General features: G+C 67.3%; 17 protein-coding genes and 1 riboswitch. Of the genes, 4 read left to right on the top strand and 13 right to left on the bottom strand.

What is annotated here, in order from left to right; translation table 11 throughout:
* Positions 1 to 12: 12 nt before the first annotated feature.
* From ACOYR4_RS23125 to ACOYR4_RS23160, 8 genes are all read right to left on the bottom strand, one after another.
* Complete coding sequence (locus ACOYR4_RS23125) at positions 13 to 1,503, bottom strand: M20 family metallopeptidase (protein ID WP_422848220.1); 1,491 nt, start codon at positions 1,501 to 1,503, stop codon at positions 13 to 15.
* Between the two features lie 70 nt (positions 1,504 to 1,573).
* Entirely contained in the window at positions 1,574 to 2,800 is a 1,227-nt protein-coding gene (locus ACOYR4_RS23130) for a GGDEF domain-containing protein (protein WP_422848221.1), read from the bottom strand.
* A 99-nt stretch (positions 2,801 to 2,899) separates the two neighbouring features.
* Complete coding sequence (locus ACOYR4_RS23135) at positions 2,900 to 4,963, bottom strand: methyl-accepting chemotaxis protein (RefSeq protein ID WP_422848222.1); 2,064 nt, start codon at positions 4,961 to 4,963, stop codon at positions 2,900 to 2,902.
* 159 nt (positions 4,964 to 5,122) lie between these two features.
* The gene (locus ACOYR4_RS23140) at positions 5,123 to 5,956 is read right to left on the bottom strand and encodes a hydroxypyruvate isomerase family protein (protein WP_422848223.1); all 834 of its coding nucleotides are present in this window, start codon (positions 5,954 to 5,956) and stop codon (positions 5,123 to 5,125) included.
* Positions 5,957 to 6,192: 236 nt separating this feature from the next.
* Entirely contained in the window at positions 6,193 to 7,326 is a 1,134-nt protein-coding gene (locus tag ACOYR4_RS23145; RefSeq protein WP_422848224.1) for a glycerophosphodiester phosphodiesterase, read from the bottom strand.
* A gap of 83 nt (positions 7,327 to 7,409) precedes the next feature.
* Entirely contained in the window at positions 7,410 to 7,994 is a 585-nt protein-coding gene (gene metW, locus ACOYR4_RS23150) for a methionine biosynthesis protein MetW (RefSeq protein ID WP_015016396.1), read from the bottom strand.
* A complete protein-coding gene (gene metX, locus ACOYR4_RS23155) occupies positions 7,991 to 9,121 on the bottom strand; it encodes a homoserine O-succinyltransferase MetX (protein WP_422848225.1) in 1,131 nt (376 codons plus the stop codon). The genes metW and metX overlap by 4 nt, the downstream gene beginning before the upstream one ends.
* A 244-nt stretch (positions 9,122 to 9,365) precedes the next feature.
* Positions 9,366 to 9,932, bottom strand: a complete 567-nt coding sequence (locus ACOYR4_RS23160; RefSeq protein ID WP_060986052.1) for a TMEM165/GDT1 family protein — start codon at positions 9,930 to 9,932, stop codon at positions 9,366 to 9,368.
* A gap of 9 nt (positions 9,933 to 9,941) precedes the next feature.
* Positions 9,942 to 10,134: riboswitch (yybP-ykoY riboswitch) on the bottom strand.
* Positions 10,135 to 10,379: 245 nt separating this feature from the next.
* On the opposite strand from ACOYR4_RS23160, the gene ACOYR4_RS23165 reads away from it, so the two are divergent.
* Positions 10,380 to 10,757 carry an RNA recognition motif domain-containing protein gene (locus ACOYR4_RS23165; RefSeq protein WP_015016399.1) on the top strand — a complete coding sequence of 126 codons (378 nt, stop codon included), beginning with the start codon at positions 10,380 to 10,382 and terminating at the stop codon, positions 10,755 to 10,757.
* Positions 10,758 to 11,029: 272 nt separating this feature from the next.
* Entirely contained in the window at positions 11,030 to 11,584 is a 555-nt protein-coding gene (locus ACOYR4_RS23170) for an RNA recognition motif domain-containing protein (protein WP_422848226.1), read from the top strand.
* 124 nt (positions 11,585 to 11,708) lie between these two features.
* On the opposite strand, the gene ACOYR4_RS23175 is transcribed toward ACOYR4_RS23170, so the two are convergent.
* The 4 genes from ACOYR4_RS23175 to ACOYR4_RS23190 are packed head-to-tail and all read right to left on the bottom strand — an operon-like array spanning position 11,709 to position 14,722.
* Positions 11,709 to 12,491 carry an SDR family oxidoreductase gene (locus ACOYR4_RS23175; protein WP_422848227.1) on the bottom strand — a complete coding sequence of 261 codons (783 nt, stop codon included), beginning with the start codon at positions 12,489 to 12,491 and terminating at the stop codon, positions 11,709 to 11,711.
* A 40-nt stretch (positions 12,492 to 12,531) separates the two neighbouring features.
* Entirely contained in the window at positions 12,532 to 13,152 is a 621-nt protein-coding gene (gene lptC, locus ACOYR4_RS23180) for an LPS export ABC transporter periplasmic protein LptC (protein ID WP_422848228.1), read from the bottom strand.
* Positions 13,149 to 13,718 (bottom strand): KdsC family phosphatase, encoded by a 570-nt coding sequence (locus ACOYR4_RS23185; RefSeq protein ID WP_015016403.1) that lies wholly within the window; start codon positions 13,716 to 13,718, stop codon positions 13,149 to 13,151. The genes lptC and ACOYR4_RS23185 overlap by 4 nt, the downstream gene beginning before the upstream one ends.
* Before the next feature lie 2 nt (positions 13,719 to 13,720).
* Positions 13,721 to 14,722 carry a KpsF/GutQ family sugar-phosphate isomerase gene (locus tag ACOYR4_RS23190; RefSeq protein ID WP_422848229.1) on the bottom strand — a complete coding sequence of 334 codons (1,002 nt, stop codon included), beginning with the start codon at positions 14,720 to 14,722 and terminating at the stop codon, positions 13,721 to 13,723.
* A 126-nt stretch (positions 14,723 to 14,848) separates the two neighbouring features.
* On the opposite strand from ACOYR4_RS23190, the gene ACOYR4_RS23195 reads away from it, so the two are divergent.
* Complete coding sequence (locus ACOYR4_RS23195; RefSeq protein ID WP_110960669.1) at positions 14,849 to 16,834, top strand: monovalent cation:proton antiporter family protein; 1,986 nt, start codon at positions 14,849 to 14,851, stop codon at positions 16,832 to 16,834.
* Positions 16,835 to 16,948: 114 nt separating this feature from the next.
* Here ACOYR4_RS23195 and ACOYR4_RS23200 read toward each other — a convergent pair whose 3' ends face one another.
* Positions 16,949 to 20,002: an EAL domain-containing protein gene (locus ACOYR4_RS23200; protein ID WP_422848230.1), complete on the bottom strand. Its 3,054-nt coding sequence runs from the start codon at positions 20,000 to 20,002 to the stop codon at positions 16,949 to 16,951.
* A 224-nt stretch (positions 20,003 to 20,226) separates the two neighbouring features.
* On the opposite strand from ACOYR4_RS23200, the gene ACOYR4_RS23205 reads away from it, so the two are divergent.
* Positions 20,227 to 20,781 carry an adenine phosphoribosyltransferase gene (locus tag ACOYR4_RS23205; protein ID WP_043565825.1) on the top strand — a complete coding sequence of 185 codons (555 nt, stop codon included), beginning with the start codon at positions 20,227 to 20,229 and terminating at the stop codon, positions 20,779 to 20,781.
* Positions 20,782 to 20,784: the final 3 nt, after the last annotated feature.

The following is a 20,784-nucleotide window of genomic DNA, read 5'->3' on the forward strand; positions in this document are numbered from 1 at the left end:
CGCCCTGTGCTATCAGGGGGCCGTGGCCGCAGCGGCCGCCTGCTGGGCCATGGCCGCCATCACATGCGCCACAGAGGCAGTGAGGCGCTTGGCATAGGGCACGTGCAAAAACTCATTGGGGCCGTGCGCGTTGCTCTTGGGGCCCAGCACGCCGCAGACCATCATCTGCGCGGTGGGGAAGCCTTCGCTCAGCATGTTCATGAGCGGAATGGTGCCGCCCTGGCCGATGTAGCCGCAGGGTGCGCCAAAGTGCGCCTGCGAGGCTTCGTTGAGCGCCTGCTCGAACCAGGGCGTGGTGGCCGGGGCGTTCCAGCCCGTGGCGCCGCCGCCGCTCTGGAAGGTGACCTTGGCCTGGTAGGGCGCGTTGTCTTCCAGCAGCGCCTTCAGGTCCTGCACGGCCTGGGCGGCGTCCACCAGCGGGGGCAGGCGCAGGCTGAGCTTGAAGGCGGTGTAGGGGCGCAGCACATTGCCAGCGTCCTGCAGGGCCGGGAAGCCCTCGGCACCGGTGACGCTGAGCGTGGGCTCCCAGGTGCGCTTGAGCAGGGCCTGCACCGGGTCGGTGGTGGTGGGGAGGGCGAACACGGTGGAGCCGCCGCAGTCGTAGTGCGCCCAGGGGAAGCGCTTGTACACCTCTTCGCCCAGGATGGCCGCCGTGGCGCGCGCCTGGGCCAGCCGGTCGGCGGGTACTTCGCAATGGAAGCTGGCGGGCAGCAGGCGGCCGGTGGCGCTGTCTTCCAGCCGGTCGAGCACCTGCCGCATGATGCGGAACGACGAAGGCACCAGGCCCGAGGCATCGCCCGAGTGGATGCCCTCGGTGAGGATCTCGACCTTGAGCGTGCCGCTGGCCATGCCGCGCAGGCTGGTGGTGAGCCACAACTGGTCGTAGTTGCCGGCGCCAGAGTCCAGGCACACCACCAGCGCCACGTTGCCCATGCGGGGCTTCAAGGCATCGATGTAGGGCAGCAGGTCGCGCGAGCCGCTTTCCTCGCAGGTTTCGATCAGACCCACGATGCGCGGGTGCGGCACGTTCTGGCGCTTGAGTTCCTGCACGGCGGCGATGCTGGCGTACACCGCGTAGCCGTCATCGGCGCCGCCCCGGCCATAGAGCTTGCCGTCTTCGTACTTGGGCGTCCAGGGGCCCAGGTCGCTGCGCCAGCCAGAGAACTCGGGTTGCTTGTCCAGGTGGCCGTACATGAGCACGGTGTCGGTGGCATTGGACTGGGTGGCGGCGATCTCGAAGAACAGCACGGGGGTGCGGCCTTCCAGGCGCACGATTTCGAGCGTCAGGCCCTCGACCTTTTGCGACTCCACCCAGGTGGCGGCGTTGCGCACCACGGTGTCGAGCAGGCCCAGCTCGGCCCAGTCGGCCGCGAAGGTGGGGGACTTGGCAGGGATGGCGATGTAGTCGGTGAGCTGGCGAACAATGTCGCTGTCCCAGGCCTGGCTGACGCGCTGCAGGGCAAGCTCAGGCTGAAGGACTTGGGAGGGCACGCGGGCGTTCATGGGGGGGCTCCTGAAGGCGGAAGGTGATCAATCCGCCATTCCAACACAACCCCCAGCCGGGCGCCATCGGTCAATACAGAGACTCGGGCAGGGTCTCGGGATTGGCCTGGGCCGCCAGCTGGGCGCTTGGGCGGCGCAGGCCCGTGGCCACCTCGACGCGGTTGCGGCCGTTGTTCTTGGCCTGGTACAGCGCGCGGTCGGCCGCGGCAATCAGCATGTCCCAGCTGTCGCCCGATTCCAGCCGCCCGCCAAACACGCCAATGCTCACCGTGACGGCAATGCCGGGGCCGGGCACACCATCGGCTGGGCAGCGGGACTCCTCGACCGCCTTGCACAGCTCGCGCGCCAGCTGCTCGGCCCCCGTGAGGCCGGTGTCGGGCAGGAGCACCATGAACTCTTCGCCCCCGTAGCGGCCCACCAGGTCCTGCGCACGCACGCGCTGGCGCAGCACGTTGACCACGCTGCACAGCACGCGGTCCCCCGCCGGGTGGCCGTACTGGTCGTTCACATCCTTGAAGTGGTCGATGTCCACCATCATCAAGGCCATGGGCTCGCGCATGCGCTGGGCGCGGGCCACGTCGCGGTCCAGCGCCGCGATCAGCGAGCGGCGGTTGGCCACGCCGGTGAGCGGGTCCAGCGCGGCCAGCACGCGGTTGTTTTCGTCGGCCCGGTCGCGCGACATGAACACAAAACCTACCGAGCTGATGAGCACCACCGAGAAGGTGGCCAGAAAAGTCAGCGTCTGCAGCGCACTGCTTTGCAGGATGTTGGTAGCCTCGGAATGGGTGCTGATGGCCACCAGCGCACGCCCCCCCAGCACCACGGCCTCCAGCGACAGACCTGCCACCAGCAACCATTGCCCGCGCCCCACGGTGGCGTGCCGGTGCGACAGCGCCGCCAGCAGCGCCCACACGGCCTGCAGCCCGATGACCAGGCCCACAAAACTCACCCGCGCCGGAAAGTTGTCGATGAACACCGAGACAAAGACCAGCACCAGCAGCGGCGGTGCCAGCAACAGGGCCCAGCGCACAGGTCGCCCCTGGAACTGATAGACCGCCGCAATCATCCCCACGAACACACTGGACAACATCAGGTTGCCCACCACGACGGACAACACATCAGGGATCAGGCCGCGCAGCATGATCAGCAGGTGGCCGATGGCATTGACCAGCAGGGCCGCCGCCCAGCGGCCCAGGCCGTCGCGCCGCCGGCCCCAGCCCACCACGGCCATGGAGGCCGCCATCATGAGAGAGCTGGCAATGATCATTGCCAGCATGGTGGGGACGTGGGCGGCCATGGATGCAGGTGGGCGGGGGAGTGACAGGAATCAGGCCAGCATAAACCAAGGACTGCAGGCCGCAAACCACCGGATGACCACCCGCTCCGGTGGTGCGCCCTATTGCAGCTGGGCGGGCGCCCGGGCGCCGCTGCCGGGCGCGTGCTGCCCTTCGCCGTCTCCGGTTTGCGCCATGGGCGCAGCCAGGGCCGTGCGGGGGGCGTAGCCCAGGCCGCCCTGGGTGGCTGCGCCATCGCCGCGCGAGAGCTTGAACACCTGCACCGCGCCCGCCAGGCGGGTGGCCTGCTCGCGCAGGCTCTGGGCGGCGGCGGCCGACTGCTCCACGAGCGCAGCGTTCTGCTGGGTCATCTGGTCCAGTTGGTTGACGGCGGTGTTGACCTGGCCGATGCCGTCGGACTGCTCGGTCGATGCGGCGGTGATCTCGCCAATGATGTCGCCCACCCGTTTGACCGAGCCCACGATCTCGTCCATGGTGCTGCCCGCGTTCTGCACCAGGCGCGCGCCCGATTCCACCCGCTCCACCGAGGCGCCGATGAGCGCCTTGATCTCGCGCGCCGCCTCGGCGCTGCGCCCGGCGAGGTTGCGCACCTCGCTGGCCACCACGGCAAAACCCCGGCCCTGTTCACCCGCGCGGGCGGCTTCCACGGCCGCGTTGAGCGCGAGGATGTTGGTCTGGAACGCAATCGAATCGATCACGCCGATGATGTCGGCGATCTTGCGCGAGCTCTGGTTGATGTCGCCCATGGTGGTGACCACCTCGCCCACCACCTGGCCGCCGCGCGCGGCGACCTCGGCAGCGGTGCTGGCCAGCTGGTTGGCCTGGCGGGCAGCGTCGGCCGACTGGCGCACGGTGGAGGTCAGGTGCTCCATGCTCTGTGCGGTCTGCGCCAGGCTGCTGGCCGTGGCCTCGGTGCGGGCCGACAGGTCCTGGTTGCCACTGGCGATCTCGGCACTGGCGGTGGTGATGCTGTCCACCGCATTGCGCACCTGCTGCAGCATCTGTGTGTAGCGCTGGCGCATGCCCTCCACCTCCTGCACCAGCGCACCGATCTCGTCGCGCCGCGTGGTGTGGAAGGCCTCGGTGAGGTCGCCCTGCGCGACCAGCGTGATGGCCTGGGTCAGGTCCTGCAGCGGGCGACTCACGCCCCGGCGCAGCATGACGAACAGGCCGATGGCCAGCAGCACCACGGCCACGGCCATCAGGCCCCACACGGCCAGCGTGACGCGCCGCTGGCTGGCCATGGCCTCGCCATCGGCCACCTCCGCCACCACCCACCAGCCGCCACCGGTCTTGCGCACCAGCGCCCAGGGGTTCTCGGCGCCGGTGCCCAGCACGTCTGCGGCCTCGCGCACAAAGCCGTCTTGCGATGCGGCCAGCGCTTCAAAGAAGGGGCGCGCCTGCGGATAGGCCTCCAGCACGCGCTTGCCGCGCGCAGTGGGGTGGTACACGAACACGGCCTGGTCCAGCGAGGTGCCGGGGTTGATCACGTAGGTGCCGCCGTGTTCGAAGAACTTGGTCTGTGCCACCTGCTTTTGCAGCATGGCGTGGAACACGCTGATGTCGTTGCCGATGAACAGCAGCGCAATGACCTTGCCCGAGGCGTCCTTGGCGGGCAGGTAGTGGCCCATGAAGGGCTTGCCGTTCACCACCGTGACGCCGGTGTAGGGCTCGCCCTTGGACACCGTAGCGTAGGCCGGGTCGGTGCGGCCGAGCGGCGTGCCCATCTGGCGCTCGCCCTTGTCGTTCTTGACCGAGGTGGTGATGCGCACAAAGTCATCGCCCTTCCTGGCGAACACCGTGGCAATGCCGCCCGTCTCGCTGGCGAATTTGTCGACCGAGCCATAGTCCTCGTTGACCAGCGCGCCGTAGCTGCGCAGCTCGCCCGAGGCTTCGTCGAGCTGCATGGTGGCCTCGAAGTAGCGCTGGAAGCCCTTCATGGTCAGCTGCACCAGCTCGCGGTTGGTGTTGTCGGCCGCGTCCAGCGACTGCGCCACGCTCTGCGCCGTGTCGCCCACGCTCGCCACCACCTGCGCGCGGGTGCTGCGCTCGGTCAGCACGGCAATCGCCAGCCCCACCAGCACCAGCACCAAGGCCACCAGCGCAATGGCGGTCAACGTGACCTGGCGCGCGACGGATCGGTTGTTGGCAAGGGATGCGGGCATGCGGGGTGTCTCCTGAATTGGGATGCGCAAAGCAATGCGCCAAAGAATGCAAAAGCCGACCGGGCCGGTCTGCTTTCACTCTAAGCCCAGCACCTTGTTACATTTATTCACGCATTCCCTTACGCATTCGCGCGTACTGGAGCTGGCCCGCGAAACGATTTAGGCCGGGTGCTGGGGGCCGTTGCGCAGGGCCAAGTCCCGCCAGCCAAGCCCCTGCGTCGTGCCCGCCGCCGGGGTGTATTCACAGCCCACCCAGCCCGAGTAGCCCAGGGCGTCGAGGGTGTCGAACAGGAACGGGTAGTGCAGCTCGCCCCGGTCGGGCTCGTTGCGCGCGGGCACGCCCGCCGCCTGGATGTGGGCTACGCGGCCCGTGGGAAGGTAGCGCTGCAGCTTGCCGTGCAGGTCGCCCTCCACCAGCTGGCAGTGGTACAGGTCCATCAGCACCTTCAGGTGCGGCGCCTGGGCCGCATCGAGCAGCTCGTGCGCGTGGTCCTGCCGGTTCAAGAAATAGCGCGGCACATCGCGCAGGTTGGTGGGTTCGATGAGGATGTCGCACCCCGCGCGGCCCGCCTGGTCTGCCGCCCAGCGCAGGTTGTCCACGCACAGGGCCTTGAGCGATTCGCGCTCCACGCCGGGCGGCACGGTGCCGCACAGCACATTGATGCGGGGGCAGCCCAGCCGTTCGGCATACCGCAGGGCCTCCAGCACGCCGGCGCGAAACTCCGCCTCCCGCCCGGGCTGCGCGGCCAGGCCGCGTGCGCCCTGGTCCCAGGCGTGGGCCATGTCGGCGGGCGCGAACCCGCCTGCGGGGGCATTGAACAGCACCAGCTGCAGGCCGTTGTCCTGCAGCCGGGCAGCGATCTCGCGGGGGTCGACAGCGTAGGGAAAGTGCAGCTCCACCGCCCGAAAGCCGTCGCGCGCTGCCGCCGCAAAACGGTCGAGCAAGGGCAGCTCGGGGTACATCAGGCTCAGGTGGGCGGCGAACTGGGGCATGGGGCAACGGGGCAGCAGTCGAAACCCTGCCAGCTTATCGCGCCGCAGCCTGCGGGCCGCCGCGCGGGGCCTGTTGGTGGCAGATTCAATACCCTACAGGCCGGTAGCGCTAGTCGGTCATGCCCGAGCAGCTATCAAAACAGTAGTGAAAATGATGCGATGCGATGAGATGCGCGGCACAGGTGGGAGGGAGCCAGCGCGGGCTTCAGCGCCCCGCGCGGCGCCCCCACCTCTGTCTACTTGGCCCGGCTTCCCGCCGCCAACACGGCTGCACGGCCTACCGCCGAGTCGTCGGTGAAGAAGCCGTCGATGCCCGCACGCAGGTAGGCCGTGATCTCGGCCACGCTGTCGCCGCGCACGGTGCCATCGGTGGTGGGCGCCTTCTTCAGCCCGGCGGGCAGGAAGGCGTTTTCGGGCCGCAGCGTCCAGATGTGCACCGCCAACCCGGCGGCGTGGGCCTGAGCGACCAAGGGCGTGGGCTCGCCGGGCACGCCGTCCTTCACCGGCACCACCAGGGTCTTGAACGGGCCGATGGCGTTGGCGTAAGTGGCCACCTGCTTCAGGCCCTCGGGCGTGATCAGGTCGGCATAGCCGCGCGTGTTGGCCGCGCCCTGGGCCACAAAGTCATAGGGCCGGCCCGAGGGCGCCACCAGCTGCACCAGGCGCACGCTGCTGAGCTTGCGGATGGCCTGCAGGTTGCTGACCTCGAACGACTGCACGAACACGGGCGCGTCCTTGTGGTTCCAGCCGTTCTTCTCCAGCGCGGCCAGCAGCGGTGCCTCCAGCGGCAGGCCGATGGACTGGAAGTAGGTAGGGTGTTTGGTCTCGGGGTAGATGCCGATGGTCCTGCCCGTCTTCGCGCTCTGGGCCTTGGCCAGGTCAATCACTTCCTGCAAGGTGGGCACCTCGAACTGGCCGTTGTAAGCCACGTTGGCCGGGCGCTGCGCGGGGATGCGCTCGCGGGCACGCAGGGTCTTCAGCTCCGCCAGCGTGAAGTCTTCGGTGAACCAGCCAGTGATGGCCTGGCCGTCGATGGTCTTGGTGGTTTTGCGGCCTGCGAATTCGGGGCGGTCCACCACGTCGGTGGTGGCTTCCTTCACCGAGCCGTCGGCGTTCAGGATGGCGATCGCGTTCTCGTGTCGGGCCACGAGCACGCCATCCTTGGTGATCACCAGGTCGGGCTCGATGATATCGGCGCCGTCGTCAATGGCCTTCTGGTACGCGGCCAGCGTGTGCTCGGGCCGCAGGGCCGAAGCGCCCCGGTGGGCAATCACGGTGGGGGTGGGCGGCCAGGCCTGGGCCACGGCGCCCAGCGCCCAGGTGGTGAGCAGCGCGGCAGCGGTCACGGCGCGCAGTGCAATGCGTTTCATGCGGGTCTCCTACAAACGGAGCCCGCACCTTAGCCGATGCGGTTGACAGCGGCGTGTCGCCAGGGCGCACACACCCACAAGGGCTATGCGTGTTCGAAGTGGAAGACGGCCGTGCCCGCGCGGGCGTTGGGCAGCCAGCGCACCTCCTGCCCATCCTGCAGCCCAAAGGAGTCGAGGATGCGCAGGCTGTTCTTGGTGGCCAGCACTTCAAAGTCCTTGTAAGTGCCCACGCGGATGTTGGGCGTGTCGTACCACTGGTAGGGCAGGCGCCGCGTCACGGGCATGCGCCCACGCAGGATGGACAGGCGGTTGGGCCAGTGCGCAAAGTTGGGGAAGGCCACCACGCCGGTGCGGCCCACACGCGCTGTCTCGCGCAGCATGGTCTCGGCATTGCGCAGATGCTGCAGGGTGTCGATCTGCAGCACCACGTCAAAGCTGTTGTCGTCGAACATGGCCAGCCCCTCGTCGAGGTTGAGCTGGATCACATCCACCCCGCGCTGCACGCAGGCCAGCACGTTGGCGTCGTCAATCTCCACGCCGTAGCCGCTGCAGCCGCGCTCGCGCTGCAGGTAGTCGAGCATGGCGCCGTTGCCACAGCCCAGGTCGAGCACGCGCGAGCCGGGGGGCACCAGGCGCGCCAGGGCTTGCATTGCCGCTTTGTCCGTCATGCTTGCAACTCCTTGGCAATGCTATCGAAGTAAGAGCGCATGACGCCCATGTACCGGGCGTCATCGAGCAAAAAGGCATCATGCCCGTGCGGTGCATCGATCTCGGCGTAGCTCACGCTGCGGCGGTTGTCGAGCAGGGCCTTGACGATCTCGCGGCTGCGCTGGGGCGAAAAACGCCAGTCGGTGGTGAAGCTCACGAGCAGGAACTTCGCCGTGGCGCGGGCCAGGGCGCGCGTGAGGTTGCCGGCGTGCGCGCGGGCCGGGTCGAAGTAGTCCAGCGCGCGGGTGATCAGCAAATAGGTGTTGGCGTCGAAATAGTCGCTGAACTTGTCGCCCTGGTAGCGCAGGTAGCTTTCGATCTGGAACTCGATGTCCTGCGTGCTGTACTTCAGGTCAATGCCCTCGCGCAGCTGTCGGCCGAATTTTTCGTTCATCACGTCATCGCTGAGGTACGTGATGTGGCCGATCATCCGCGCGATGCGCAGGCCGCGCTTGGGGATCACGCCGTGGCGGTAGAAGTGGCCTCCGTGGAAGTCCGGGTCGGTCACGATGGCGCGCCGGGCCACCTCGTTGAAAGCGATGTTCTCGGCCGTCAGGTTGGGCGCGCTGGCCACCACCACGGCGTGGCGCATGCGCTCGGGGTACTGCAGCGTCCAGCTCAATGCCTGCATGCCGCCCAGGCTGCCGCCCAGCACGGCGGCCAGCTGCGTGATGCCCAGACGATCGAGCAGGCGGGCCTGGGCGTTGACCCAGTCCTCCACCGTGACCACCGGAAAATCCGCGCCGTAGACCTCGCCCGTGTCGGGGTGCGGGTGCATGGGGCCGGTCGAGCCGAAGCAGGAGCCGAGGTTGTTCACGCCAATGACAAAGAAGCGGTCGGTGTCCACGGGCTTGCCGGGGCCGATCATGTTGTCCCACCACCCCTCGCTCTTGTCCTGCCCCGCGTACACGCCCGCTACATGGTGTGAGGCGTTGAGCGCATGGCACACAAGCACGGCGTTGGAGCGGTCGGCATTGAGCGAGCCATAAGTCTCGTAGGCCAGGTGGTAGTCGCGGATCGACGCGCCGCTTTGCAGCGGGAGCACCTCCGGGAAATGCATGGACTGGGGTGTGGCGATGAACGACATAGTTGGAACGGGTAAGCCCTCACGTTCCACCGCTTGCAATCGCCGCAGCCCCCTGGGGAGCCGCTGTCGCCGAGGGCAAACCTCGGCAAAAAAATACCCGGCGTCGCTAAAAACGAGGCCGGGCAGGTGTGTCGGACGGGTCTTTAGCAGAATTTATAAAGCGCCCGCAAGCTGTGGCAAATCGGCGCGTCTGGCAAATATACCAAAGCAGCGCCGCGTCGCCCAGCCCGTTGATCGGTTCAGATCAGGCTGCCGACGAAAAAATGGCCAGCAGGCCGAGCACCAGAAAGATCGCGGCAGACACCAGGTGCACCGCGCGAATGGGCACCTTGCGCGTGATGCGCTCGCCCAGCCAGACCACCGGCGCATTGGCCAGCATCATGCCCAGCGTGGTGCCCGCCACCACCCACAGATAGGCGTTGTATTTGGCGGCCAGCATGACGGTGGCGATCTGGGTCTTGTCGCCCATCTCGGCCAGGAAGAACGCGACCACCGTGGTGCCGAACACGCCCCAGCGCGGGGAGCCGTCGGCTTCGCCTTCGTCCAGCTTGTCAGGGATCAGCATCCAGATTGCCATGGCGATGAACGAGGCGCCCAGAATCCAGCGCAGTACCTGCGGGCCGAGGAAGGTGGTCACCCACGCGCCGACAGCGCCGGCCAGGCCGTGGTTGACCAGTGTGGCAACCAGGATGCCCAGCACGATGGGCCAGGGTTTGCGAAAACGGGCTGCCAGCACGAGCGCGAGCAGCTGGGTCTTGTCGCCCATCTCGGCAAGCGCGACGATGGCGGTGGAAATGAAGAAGGCTTCCATGGGGGAGGGGGTCCTATCCGGCCGGATGGGTGGAAAACGCATTGACTGCACCCCGACTCCGGCCATGTGGATCGGTTTGCAGTCAATGGTCTCGCCCAGCTCAAAAGCCGCATACGCCATAGGTTTCCAAGAACCCAAGTGTGTTGACGCATGCCCCCGGCGCATTGCGCGGCCGGGCGGGCTACTCCCCAAAGACTGGCGGATTTTACCCTATGGTTTGCCCTGAAATTCACCGAAAAACCACGCTTGCCCGGTGTTTTGGGCCCATTTACCCAGAAATAAACCCCCACGGGCACCATAAAGTGATTAATAATGGTTTCGCTTTTCTGTTCGCAGAATGGCAGTTAGCTTAGCGGTGAATGGTCAGTTTCGCGTCTTTGAAGTCGTCACAGGTTTGTTGATTGCGTCGGGCTCCATCGCGTTTTTGTGTTTTTTCAGGAGTCCTTCATGGGCAACAAACTTTACGTGGGCAACCTGCCCTACTCTTTCCGCGACGAAGATCTGCAGCAGACCTTCAGCCAGTACGGCTCGGTTGGCAGCGCCAAGGTCATGATGGAACGTGACACCGGCCGCTCCAAGGGTTTCGGCTTCGTCGAAATGGGTAGCGATGCTGAAGCCCAAGCCGCCATCCAAGGCGTGCATGGCCAAAACTACGGCGGCCGTGACCTGGTGGTCAACGAAGCCCGTCCGATGGAACCCCGTGCTCCCCGTAGCGGTGGCTTCGGTGGTGGCAATGGCGGCGGCGGTTACGGCGGTGGCCGTAGCGGCGGCGGCTACGGTGGTGGCGGCGGTGGTGGTTACGGCGGTGGCCGTAACAGCTACTAATAAGTCCTCATTAGCATTCCCCTAGGGTCTGCTGACGGCATGAAAAGGAGCCTTCGGGCTCCTTTTTGCGTTCTGGCGCAGCATGGGCGCCACAGCACGCAAAGCCCCTTGCTTTTTCCGTAAAAGTGTGGCGCATAATGGCTTTGCGGGCTTTGCCTGCGTTTCAAGTTTGCGGTGATCCGTCAGTTTCGCGCTGAGAGCGTCATTGAGATTAGCTGGCTGCGTTTTGGGGACTCCATCGCTTTATCCATGTGTTTTTGAGGAGTCCCTCGATGGGCAACAAACTGTACGTCGGCAACCTGCCTTACTCGGTGCGCGACGGTGATCTGGAACAGGCCTTTGGTCAGTTCGGTGCCGTGACCAGCGCCAAGGTCATGATGGAGCGCGACACGGGTCGCTCCAAAGGCTTCGGCTTTGTGGAGATGGGCAGCGACGCAGAAGCCCAGGCTGCCATCAACGGCATGAACGGCCAGCCCCTCGGCGGCCGCAGCATTGTGGTCAACGAAGCCCGACCCATGGAGCCACGCCCACCCCGCAGTGGTGGTTTTGGCGGCGGTGGCGGCGGCTACGGCGGTGGTGGCCGCAGTGGTGGTGGCGGCTACGGCGGCAGCCGTGAAGGCGGCGGCGGTGGCTATGGTGGTGGCCGCGAGGGCGGTGGCGGTGGTTACGGCGGTGGCCGTGACGGGGGCGGCGGCTACGGCGGCGGTGGCCGCAGCGAAGGTGGCTTCCGCAGCCCGTACGGTTCAGGCTCGCGCAACGGCGGAGGCGGTGGCCGCAGTGGCGGTGGTAGCGGCTACGGTGGCGGTGGCAACAACGGCGGCTACTAAGTCACACCTCCGTTTTTTCTGTCAAAAGGGCCCTCAGGGGCCCTTTTTCATGGTGACGGCACGTCGAGGTAGCCATCCATCGCCCCTGCTGGCGCCCTGAGGCTCCTAGTGCAAGCCCTGGCCCTCACTGCATTTCGCTTTGGCGGCGCTTGCGCGGGCGGCCCGCCAGCACCTTGTCAAACAAGGGGTTGGGTAGCATGCGCAGCAGCTTGGCAACCACGCCCATCTGCCAGGGGATGACCCGGTAGCTCACGCCCGCCTGAATGGTGCGGAACGCCCGGTCGGCAAAATCGGCAGGCTGCATCAAAAACGGCATGCTGTAGCGGTTCTGCTGCGTGAGGGGGGTGTCGATGTAGCCCGGCGACACCGTCACCACGCGCACGCCATGGGGGCGCAATTCACCGCGCAGGCTCTCGCAATAGCTGATGACGGCCGCCTTGCTGGCGCAATAGGCTCCATGACCCGGCAGGCCGCGGATGCCGGCCACGCTGCCAATGCCCACCAGGGTGCCGCTGCCGCGCTGCACCATGGCATCCACAAATGGCTGGAAAGTGGCCGCCATGCCGATGTTGTTGGTGGCAAAGGTGCGGGCCATGACGTCGATGTCGCTCAGCACGGCCGTGTCCATGCCCACGCTGATGCCCGCGTTGGCAATCACCACATCCGGCACCCCCTGGCGTGCGATGCAGTCACGCCCCGCAGCGACGATGCTGTCGGTCACGGACACGTCGGCACTATAAATTTCATAGCTATCAGGGCTTATTCCTTTTGCGCTTGCCCATGTTTTGACCTCGGAAGTGCGCCGAGCCACCAGCGCCAAGCGGAACCCCGCCTGGTGGTAGCGGTGGGCCAGGGCCTGGCCAATTCCGCTGGAGGCGCCGGTGATGAAGACAAGGGGTTGGGTCATGTGCGTTCCGGCTGTGGCGGCAAAGCGAGGTGGCGTGGGGCTATCGCGTGGTGCCCGGCAGGATCATGCCGCGCACGCGCCCGCGCAGTTGCAGCACCTGGTCTAGGTTGTCGTAGTCCATGCTGTCGGCGGTGAAGCGGTCGTTGCCACGGGTGAGCGTGACCGGCTGGTCCGAGCGCACCCGTTCGGTGTTGGTGAAGGCGTGCAAAAACTCACCCCGGAACTCCATGCGGGGCTGCGCCGCCGCCCCGGGCTTGGCGGGCAGCGGTTCACGCGTGACGATGGCATTGCCGAACAACTGCACCTCCGACCCATCGGCATTGCTAAAGGCCCGGTTGGCGGTGGCCACGGTGACCCGGCCATCGAGGCTGACCGAGCGCATGCGGACCTGGTCGATCTCCAGCGTATCGGTGTCGGGGTAGTGGCGTGCCTCGTCACCCTGCACCTCACTTTGCAGGCGGCCTGTGGCATCGAAGGTCTTCACCGAAAAGGACTTCATGAAGTAGTCTGGCTGGTGCTTCACAGGCCGGTCAATGGCCGGCAACTGCGGCATGGGCGCGTTGCGCACCAGCCACCAGGTGCCCAGCGCCAGCAGGCCCATCAGCACCACGGGCAGGTAAATCGAGAGCTGGTCCCAGCCCTGGCGGATCACGCGGATCATGCGGTGTAGTCCGCCAGCAGTGCCGCATAGCGGCCCGTGGCCACCAGCAGCAGATCGCACAGCTCGCGCGCCGCACCATCGCCCCCACGCGCCTGGGTGACGAAGTGGGCTGCGTGGCGCACCTCGGTCTGGGCGTTGGCGGGCGCGCAGGCAAAGGCGCTGCGGCGCATCACGGGCAGGTCGGGCCAGTCGTCACCCATGGCTGCGGCCTGCGCCCAGGTCAGGCCCAGGGTGGCCAGCATCTGCTCGGCGGCGGGGCGCTTGTCTTCGGTGCCGAACACGGCGTGTTCCACGCCCAGGGCCTTCAGGCGCACGCGCAATGGGGCGGAGTCGCGGCCGGTGATCACGGCGGGAGTAATGCCCGCCTTTTGCAGCAGCTTGAGGCCGTGGCCGTCCAGGGTGTTGAAGCGTTTGATGGTCTCGCCCGTTTCGCTGAAGTACAGGCCGCCGTCGGTGAGCACACCGTCCACGTCGAAAAAGGCCACGCGCACGCCCTGGGCGCGCAGCAGCAGTTCAGGGTCAATCTGCAGGGCAGGAGAGGGAGAGGTCTGAGGATCCAGCGCCATCGTCAGATCACCTTCGCCCGCATCAGGTCGCCGATGTGCACCACGCCCACCAGCACGCCCGCTGCGTCCACCACCAGCACGCTGGTGATGGCGTGGGCCTCCATCATTTCGGCGGCGTCCACGGCCAGGGCGTCGGGGGCAATGCGGCGCGGGTTGGCGTGCATGACCTGGGCGGCGGTGGTGGACCGCAGGTCTGCCCCGGCCTCGATGCGGCGGCGCAGGTCGCCGTCGGTGAAGATGCCCAGCACTTGCCCTGCTGCATCGACGATGGCCGAAGCGCCCAGGCCCTTGGCGCTCATCTCGCGCATGAGGTCGCTGAACGAGGCGTCAGGCGCCACACGCGGCACTTCGGTGCCCGAGCGCATCACGTCGCTCACATGGGTGAGCAGCTTGCGGCCCAGCGCACCGCCGGGGTGCGAGCGGGCAAAGTCTTCGGGGCGGAAGCCCCGGGCGTCCAGCAGGGCCACGGCCAGCGCGTCGCCCATGGCGATCTGGGCCGTGGTACTTGTTGTCGGCGCAAGGTTGTGCGGGCAGGCTTCGCGCTCCACACCGCAGTCGAGCACGATGTCCGCATGGCGCGCCAACGTGGACTGCAGCCCACCGGTCATCGCGATCAAAGGCACGCCCAGCCGCTTGATCACGGGCAGGATGGCGGTCACTTCACCCACTTCTCCGCTGTTGGACAGCGCCAGCACCACGTCGCCAGCCGTGACCATGCCCAGGTCGCCATGGCTGGCTTCGGCGGGGTGTACGAAAAACGCGGGGGTACCAGTCGAAGCGAGCGTGGCGGCAATCTTGCGGCCCACATGGCCACTTTTTCCCATGCCCATCACCACCACACGGCCCCGGGTCTGCAGCACCATCTGCACCGCCTGGGCAAACAGCTTGTCCACGCGGTTTGACAGAGCGGTTAAGGCCGCCGCCTCGATGTCGAAAGTTTCGCGGGCCAGGCGCAGGGCCTGATCAGCGTCAAAAGGGGGCAGCGCGGCGGGGGCGGGAGTCATGCAGGGATTCTATCGACCGGGCATGCCGAGCGGGGCCCTGTCAGCGGGATGCCCTCTGGCACGGACCGTGCATCGCCTGCTCAAAAGACCCTTGCTCGCGCACAAGCCTCGGATAGCATCGAACCCATGTCTTCTCTCGCCCTCACACTGCTTTATCTGCTGGCCGCGGTGCTGGGCGTGGTGACCTGCCGCAGCCTCAAGCTGCCGCCCATGCTGGGCTACCTGGCGGCCGGGGTGCTCATCGGGCCGCACGCGCTGGCGCTGGCGCAGAACTCCGAAGGCGTGCGCCACCTGGGCGAGTTTGGCGTGGTGTTCCTGATGTTCGCGATCGGGCTGGAGTTCAGCCTGCCCAAGCTGCGCGCCATGCGCAAGCAGGTGTTTGGCCTGGGGCTGATGCAGGTGGTGCTGACGATGGCCGTGGTGTCCGGCCTGGCGCTGGTGCTGTCGCGCTGGGCGGGCGGGGTGTGGGACATGGGCTGGCAGACGGCGCTGGCGCTGTCGGGCGTGATGGCCATGAGCAGCACGGCGATTGTGGTCAAGCTCATGGCTGAACGGGCCGAGCTGGAGAGCGAACACGGCCGGCGCGTGATGGGCATCCTGTTGTTCCAGGACCTGGCCGTGGTGCCGCTACTGGTGCTGATTCCGGCCCTCGGGTCGTCGCCCGACCAGTTGCTGACCTCGCTGGGCTGGGCACTGATCAAGGCCACGGTGCTGGTGGGCCTGCTGCTCACCGGCGGGCAGCGGCTGATGCGCTGGTGGCTCACGCTGGTCGCGCGGCGCAAGAGCGACGAACTGTTCATGCTGAACCTGCTGCTGATCACACTGGGCCTGGCCTGGCTGACCGAGCTGGCGGGCCTGAGCCTGGCGCTGGGCGCCTTTATCGCGGGCGTGCTGGTGTCCGAGACCGAATACCGCCACCAGGTGGGCACGGACATCCGGCCCTTTCACGATGTGCTGCTGGGCCTGTTCTTCATCACCATCGGCATGATGCTGGACTGGCACATCCTGGTGGACCGCTGGGCGCTGGTGCTGATGCTGCTCACCGTGCCGCTGGTGCTCAAGCTGGGGATCATCCTGGTGCTGGCGCGCGGCATGGGGGCGACCACCGGCGTGGCGCTGCGCACCGGGCTGTACCTGGCGCAGGCGGGCGAGTTCGGTTTTGTGCTGCTGTCGCTCACGCAAAGCAACGGGCTGGTGCAACCGGCCCTGATGAACCCCATCCTCGCGGCCATGGTGCTCTCGATGCTGGCCACGCCCTTCCTCATCATGTACAGCAACCGCATCGTGATGAAGCTGGTGGCCAGCGACTGGCTGCAGCAGTCGCTGCAGATGACATCGATTGCGCGCAAATCCATCAACACCAGCAAGCACGTGATCATCTGCGGCTACGGCCGCTGCGGACAGAACCTGGCGCGCATGCTGGAGCACGAGGGCATCCCCTACATGGCGCTGGACCTGGACCCGGACCGCGTGCGCCAGGCGGCCGCGGCCGGTGATTCGGTGGTGTATGGCGACGCGACCCGTCTGCAGGCGCTGATGGCGGCCGGCCTGGTGCGTGCCAGCGCCGTGGCCGTGACCTACATCGACGTGCCCGCCGCTCTGAAGGTGCTGGCCAATGCCCGGTCGCACGCGCCGCAGGTGCCGGTGGTGGTGCGCACGCAGGACGACCTGTACCTGGACAAGCTGCAGGAGGCCGGCGCGACCGAGGTGGTGCCCGAGGCCATCGAGGGCTCGCTCATGCTCGCCAGCCACGCCCTGGCCCTGGTGGGTGTGCCCATGCGCCGCGTGCTGCGGCTGGTGCAGGACCAGCGCGACGCGCGCTACAACCTGCTGCGCGGCTACTTCCACGGCGCGGACGACGACACGGTGAACGAGCGCGACCAGGAGCGCCTGTCCACCATCAACCTGCCCCCCGGCTCCACGGCCCTCGGTCGCAGCCTGGGCCAGCTGGCCCTGCCGGCCATGGGTGTGCGCGTGGTCAACCTGCGGCGCGGCAATGGCCATGTGAGCGCGGCGGTGGACGAGGCCTTGCTGGCCGAAGGTGACACGCTGGTGCTGTCGGGCCACCCGGCCGCGCTGGCGCTGGCAGAAGACAAGCTGCTGAAAGGCTGACCAGCCTGGGGCACGCCGCCGGCAACTCAGCGGGTGGCTAGGCACCCCATTTGAATGAAATCGGCCTGTAGCGCTAGTGCAATATGCGCCAATAGCTACACATTTGATAGCAATCTACAACAACTCTGCAGGCCCAGGCCGCCCAAACAGGTAGCCCTGGAACTGGCGGCAGCCGTTGCGCAGCAAGAACGCGCGCTGCCCTTCGGTCTCCACCCCCTCGGCCACCACGTCCAGGCCCAGGCTGCGGGCCAGCGTGATGATGGTGCAGGCGATGGTGGCGTCGTTGGGGTCGGTGAGCACGTCGCGCACAAAGCTCTGGTCGATCTTGAGCTGGTCCAGCGGCAGGCGCTTGAGGTAGCTGAGCGATGAGTAACCGGTGCCAAAGTCGTCCAGCGAAAAGCCCACCCCCAGCGTGCGCAGCGCCTGCATCTTGAGGATGCTGTCCTCCACGTCGTGCAGCAGCAGGCTTTCAGTCAGTTCAAGCTTGAGCAGGCGCGGGTTGGCGGCCGCATCGCGCAGCGCGGCCAGCACCTGCTCCACAAAATCGGGCTGGCGGAACTCCTGCGCGCTCACGTTGACGGCCAGCGTCCACGCAGCCGTTGCCGGGGCGGTGGCCCACTGGGCCAGCTGGCGGCAGGCCATTGCCAGCACCTGGCGGCCCAGGGGCAGGATGAGCCCGGTCTGCTCGGCCAGCGGGATGAAGTCGGCGGGAGAGACCATGCCGCGCTGCGGGTGTTGCCAGCGCACCAGCGCCTCGGCTCCCAGCAGGTGGCCGGTGGCGTCCACCACCGGTTGGTAGTGCAACAGAAACTCGTTGCGCGCCAGGCCCTGGCGGATGTCGCCCTCCAGTGCCGAGCGCGCCGACGCAGCGGCCTGCATGGCGGGGTCGAAAAAGCACAAGGTGTTGCGCCCCTGCGCCTTGGCCTGGTACATGGCCAGGTCGGCGCGCTTGAGCAGCTCCTGCACCGGCTGCTGCGCATCCTGGAACAGCGCGATGCCGATGCTGGGCGTGCTGTGCATGTCGCAGCCGTCCACCACATAGGGCTGGTTCAGTGCCACCAGAACCTTCTGCCCCACGGCCTCGGCCTCTGCGGCGGCTTCGACCTCCTGGCTGTGGAGACCTTGCACCACGACCACAAACTCGTCGCCACCCAGCCGCGCCACGGTGTCGGTGGCCCGCACGCAGGCCCCGATGCGCGCGGCCACTTGCACCAGCAGGCGGTCGCCCCATTCGTGGCCCATGGTGTCGTTGATGCCCTTGAAGTTGTCCAGGTCCAGGAACAGCAGGGCGCCATGGCGGCCGTCGCGGTGGGTGCTGGCCACCGCGCGCTCCAGCCGGTCCATGAGCAGGCGGCGGTTGGGCAGGCCGGTGAGTTCGTCGTAAAACGCCAAGCGCTGGATCTCGGCCTCGGCCAGCTTGCGCTCGGTAATGTCGCGCGCCACACCCCGGTAGCCGGTGAAGCGCCCCTCTTCGTCAAAAATGGGCTCGCCGCTGATCGACACCCACACGGGTTTGCCGTCCTGGGACAGGCGCTGCATCTCGAAGTCGTGAAAGACCTGGTGCGCCTCCAGTTGCTTGCGGTGTTCGCGCCATTGCCCCTCGGTGACGAAGGTGTCGGGCAGCTCCCAGCGGGTCAGGCCGTAATGCATCTCGTCGGGCACCCCCTCCGTGTGGTACGGGTTGCCGTCCAGCCGCACAAAGCGGAACTGATCGTCCTGCTCCCAGTACCAGTCGGACGACAGGTCCGTCAGGCTGCGCCAGCGCGCCTCGCTCTGGCGCAGGGCCTCCAGCGTGCTCAGGTAGTCGGTGACATCGGTGAACGTGCGCACGCGCCCGCCGGGCTCCAGGGCGCGGGTGCGCACCTCAATGTAGCGGCCCTTGGGCGTGCGCCGCACATAGCTGTCGGGCAAAGGCATCTGGTTGCCATGGGCCGCGTACTCCGAGGCCACATAGTTGCGCGCCATGGGCTCGATGAGCTGGAAATTGGGACCGAAGTCGCCCCGCTCGGTCTGAAAGCGCACCACCTCTTCCACCAGGGGCTGCGTGGCTAGCAGGCTCTCGGGCAGGTCCAGCAGCTCCAGGTAGCGCTGGTTGTAGACGCGGATGCGCCCCTCGGCGTCCACATTGGTGATGCCCTGGGAGATGTTGTCCAGCGTACCTTCAAGGGCGCGGGTCTTCTCGGCCAGCAGGGCGCTGGTGCGGGCCAGTTCGGCCTCCACATGGCTGCGGGCCAGCTCGGCGCGGCGGGCGGTCTCCAGCTGGCCGATCGTGCTCAGCAGGGGCTGCAGAAACTGCACGTCGGCGTTGGAGTACCCGCTGCTGCGGTTGGCCAGGCCCACCATGGCCACCAGCTCGCCCGCAGCGTGGATGGGCAGGCCCAGGTAGGTGCGCAGCGTGGGGTGGCCGGGCGGCGTGCCTGCGCTGCGCGGGTCGTGGTTGGCATCGTTGCTGATCACGGGCTCGCCCGACACCAGGGCCGCGCCCACCAGCGAGTGCAGGTTGTCGAACACCATGCCGTCCTCGGCATGCTGGGCATAGCGCTGGCGCGAGGCCTCGTCCCAGCTGATGTCGGTCATCGCGTGCACACGCAGGTAGGGGTGCCCGTCATCGGCCCGCTGCACCTGGCCCACGAGGCCAAACGCGCTCTGGGTCAGCGTCATCAACTCGCCCAGCAGCGCCTCGAACGCCGCCCGGGGGCCCGAGCTGGCAATGAACATGCCCTGGGCCCGCGAGATGGCCTGCAGCAGCCGGTGCTGGCGCGCCAGCATGGCCTCGGCGGCGCGGCGGGCGCGGGCGCTGGAGGTGCGCTCCAGCACGGCTTCGATCTGCGCGGGCAGGGTGAGCAGGTAGTCCAGCGCCGGGTCCTGCACGGTGAAGTCGTCAAAGCCGTGGCGCATGGCCTGCGCCGCGTGGGTCTCCGCCCCCATACGCACGATGATGATGGCCGGAACGCCGTCGAGCAGCTGCAGCAGGTCAAAGGCCGAGCCGTCCATGGTGCGCTGGGCCGCCAGCACGATATCGGGCCGGTGGCGCAGCAGATATTCGCGCGCCTCGGTGATGGACTCCACCACGTCCACGCGCCAGCCCGACCAGGGGTCGGCCAGCGCCCCCGCCACGGCCTGTGCGTGGGGGTGATCACTCTCGATCAGCAAGACGGAGATGGGCATGGGCCGATCGTCGTGGGGGTTGGGGCACCGCCCGCCACAGGCGGCGCGCAGTTTGTAACGCCAGTGAAACACATTATGGCGTCTGGTGCAGGCACGCGCGGGAACGGCCGGGCTGTTTACACTCTCGCACTTTCCGAGCCCCGCGCCACCGGCCAGCGCCTGTCGCGCGCCCAGGCGCAGGCCCTCGTCCGGGCCGCCTCACCGTCATCACTCCCACACCCACCATGCAGCCCCTCAGCGTCAACCAGTACCTTCGCCAGCACATCCGCACCGTCCCCGACTGGCCTGCGCCCGGCGTGCAGTTCCGAGATATCACGCCACTGCTGCAGGACCCGAAAGTGTTCCGCGTGTTGATCGACGCGTTTGTGCACCGCTACATGGACAAGGCGCTGCGCCCCGACGTAGTGGCAGGCCTGGACGCGCGGGGCTTCATCCTGGGCGCTGTGGTGGCCTACGAGCTGAACGTGGGGTTCGTGCCCATCCGCAAGAAAGGCAAGCTGCCCTTCACCACGGTGGAAGAGACCTATGAACTGGAGTACGGCAGCGCCACGGTGGAGCTGCACACCGACGCCGTGAAGGCCGGCGACCGCGTGCTGCTGATCGATGACCTTATCGCCACCGGCGGCACCATGATGGCCGGCAAAAAGCTGCTGGAGAAACTGGGGGCCACCGTCACCGAAGGCGCTGCCATTGTCGATTTGCCCGAGCTGGGCGGATCACAGCGCCTGCGCGATGCGGGCCTGCCGCTGTACACCCTGGTGGACTTTGCAGGGCACTGACCC

Origin of the sequence: Acidovorax sp. M14 (assembly GCF_049331375.1) — a bacterium.
GTDB lineage: Bacteria > Pseudomonadota > Gammaproteobacteria > Burkholderiales > Burkholderiaceae_C > Acidovorax.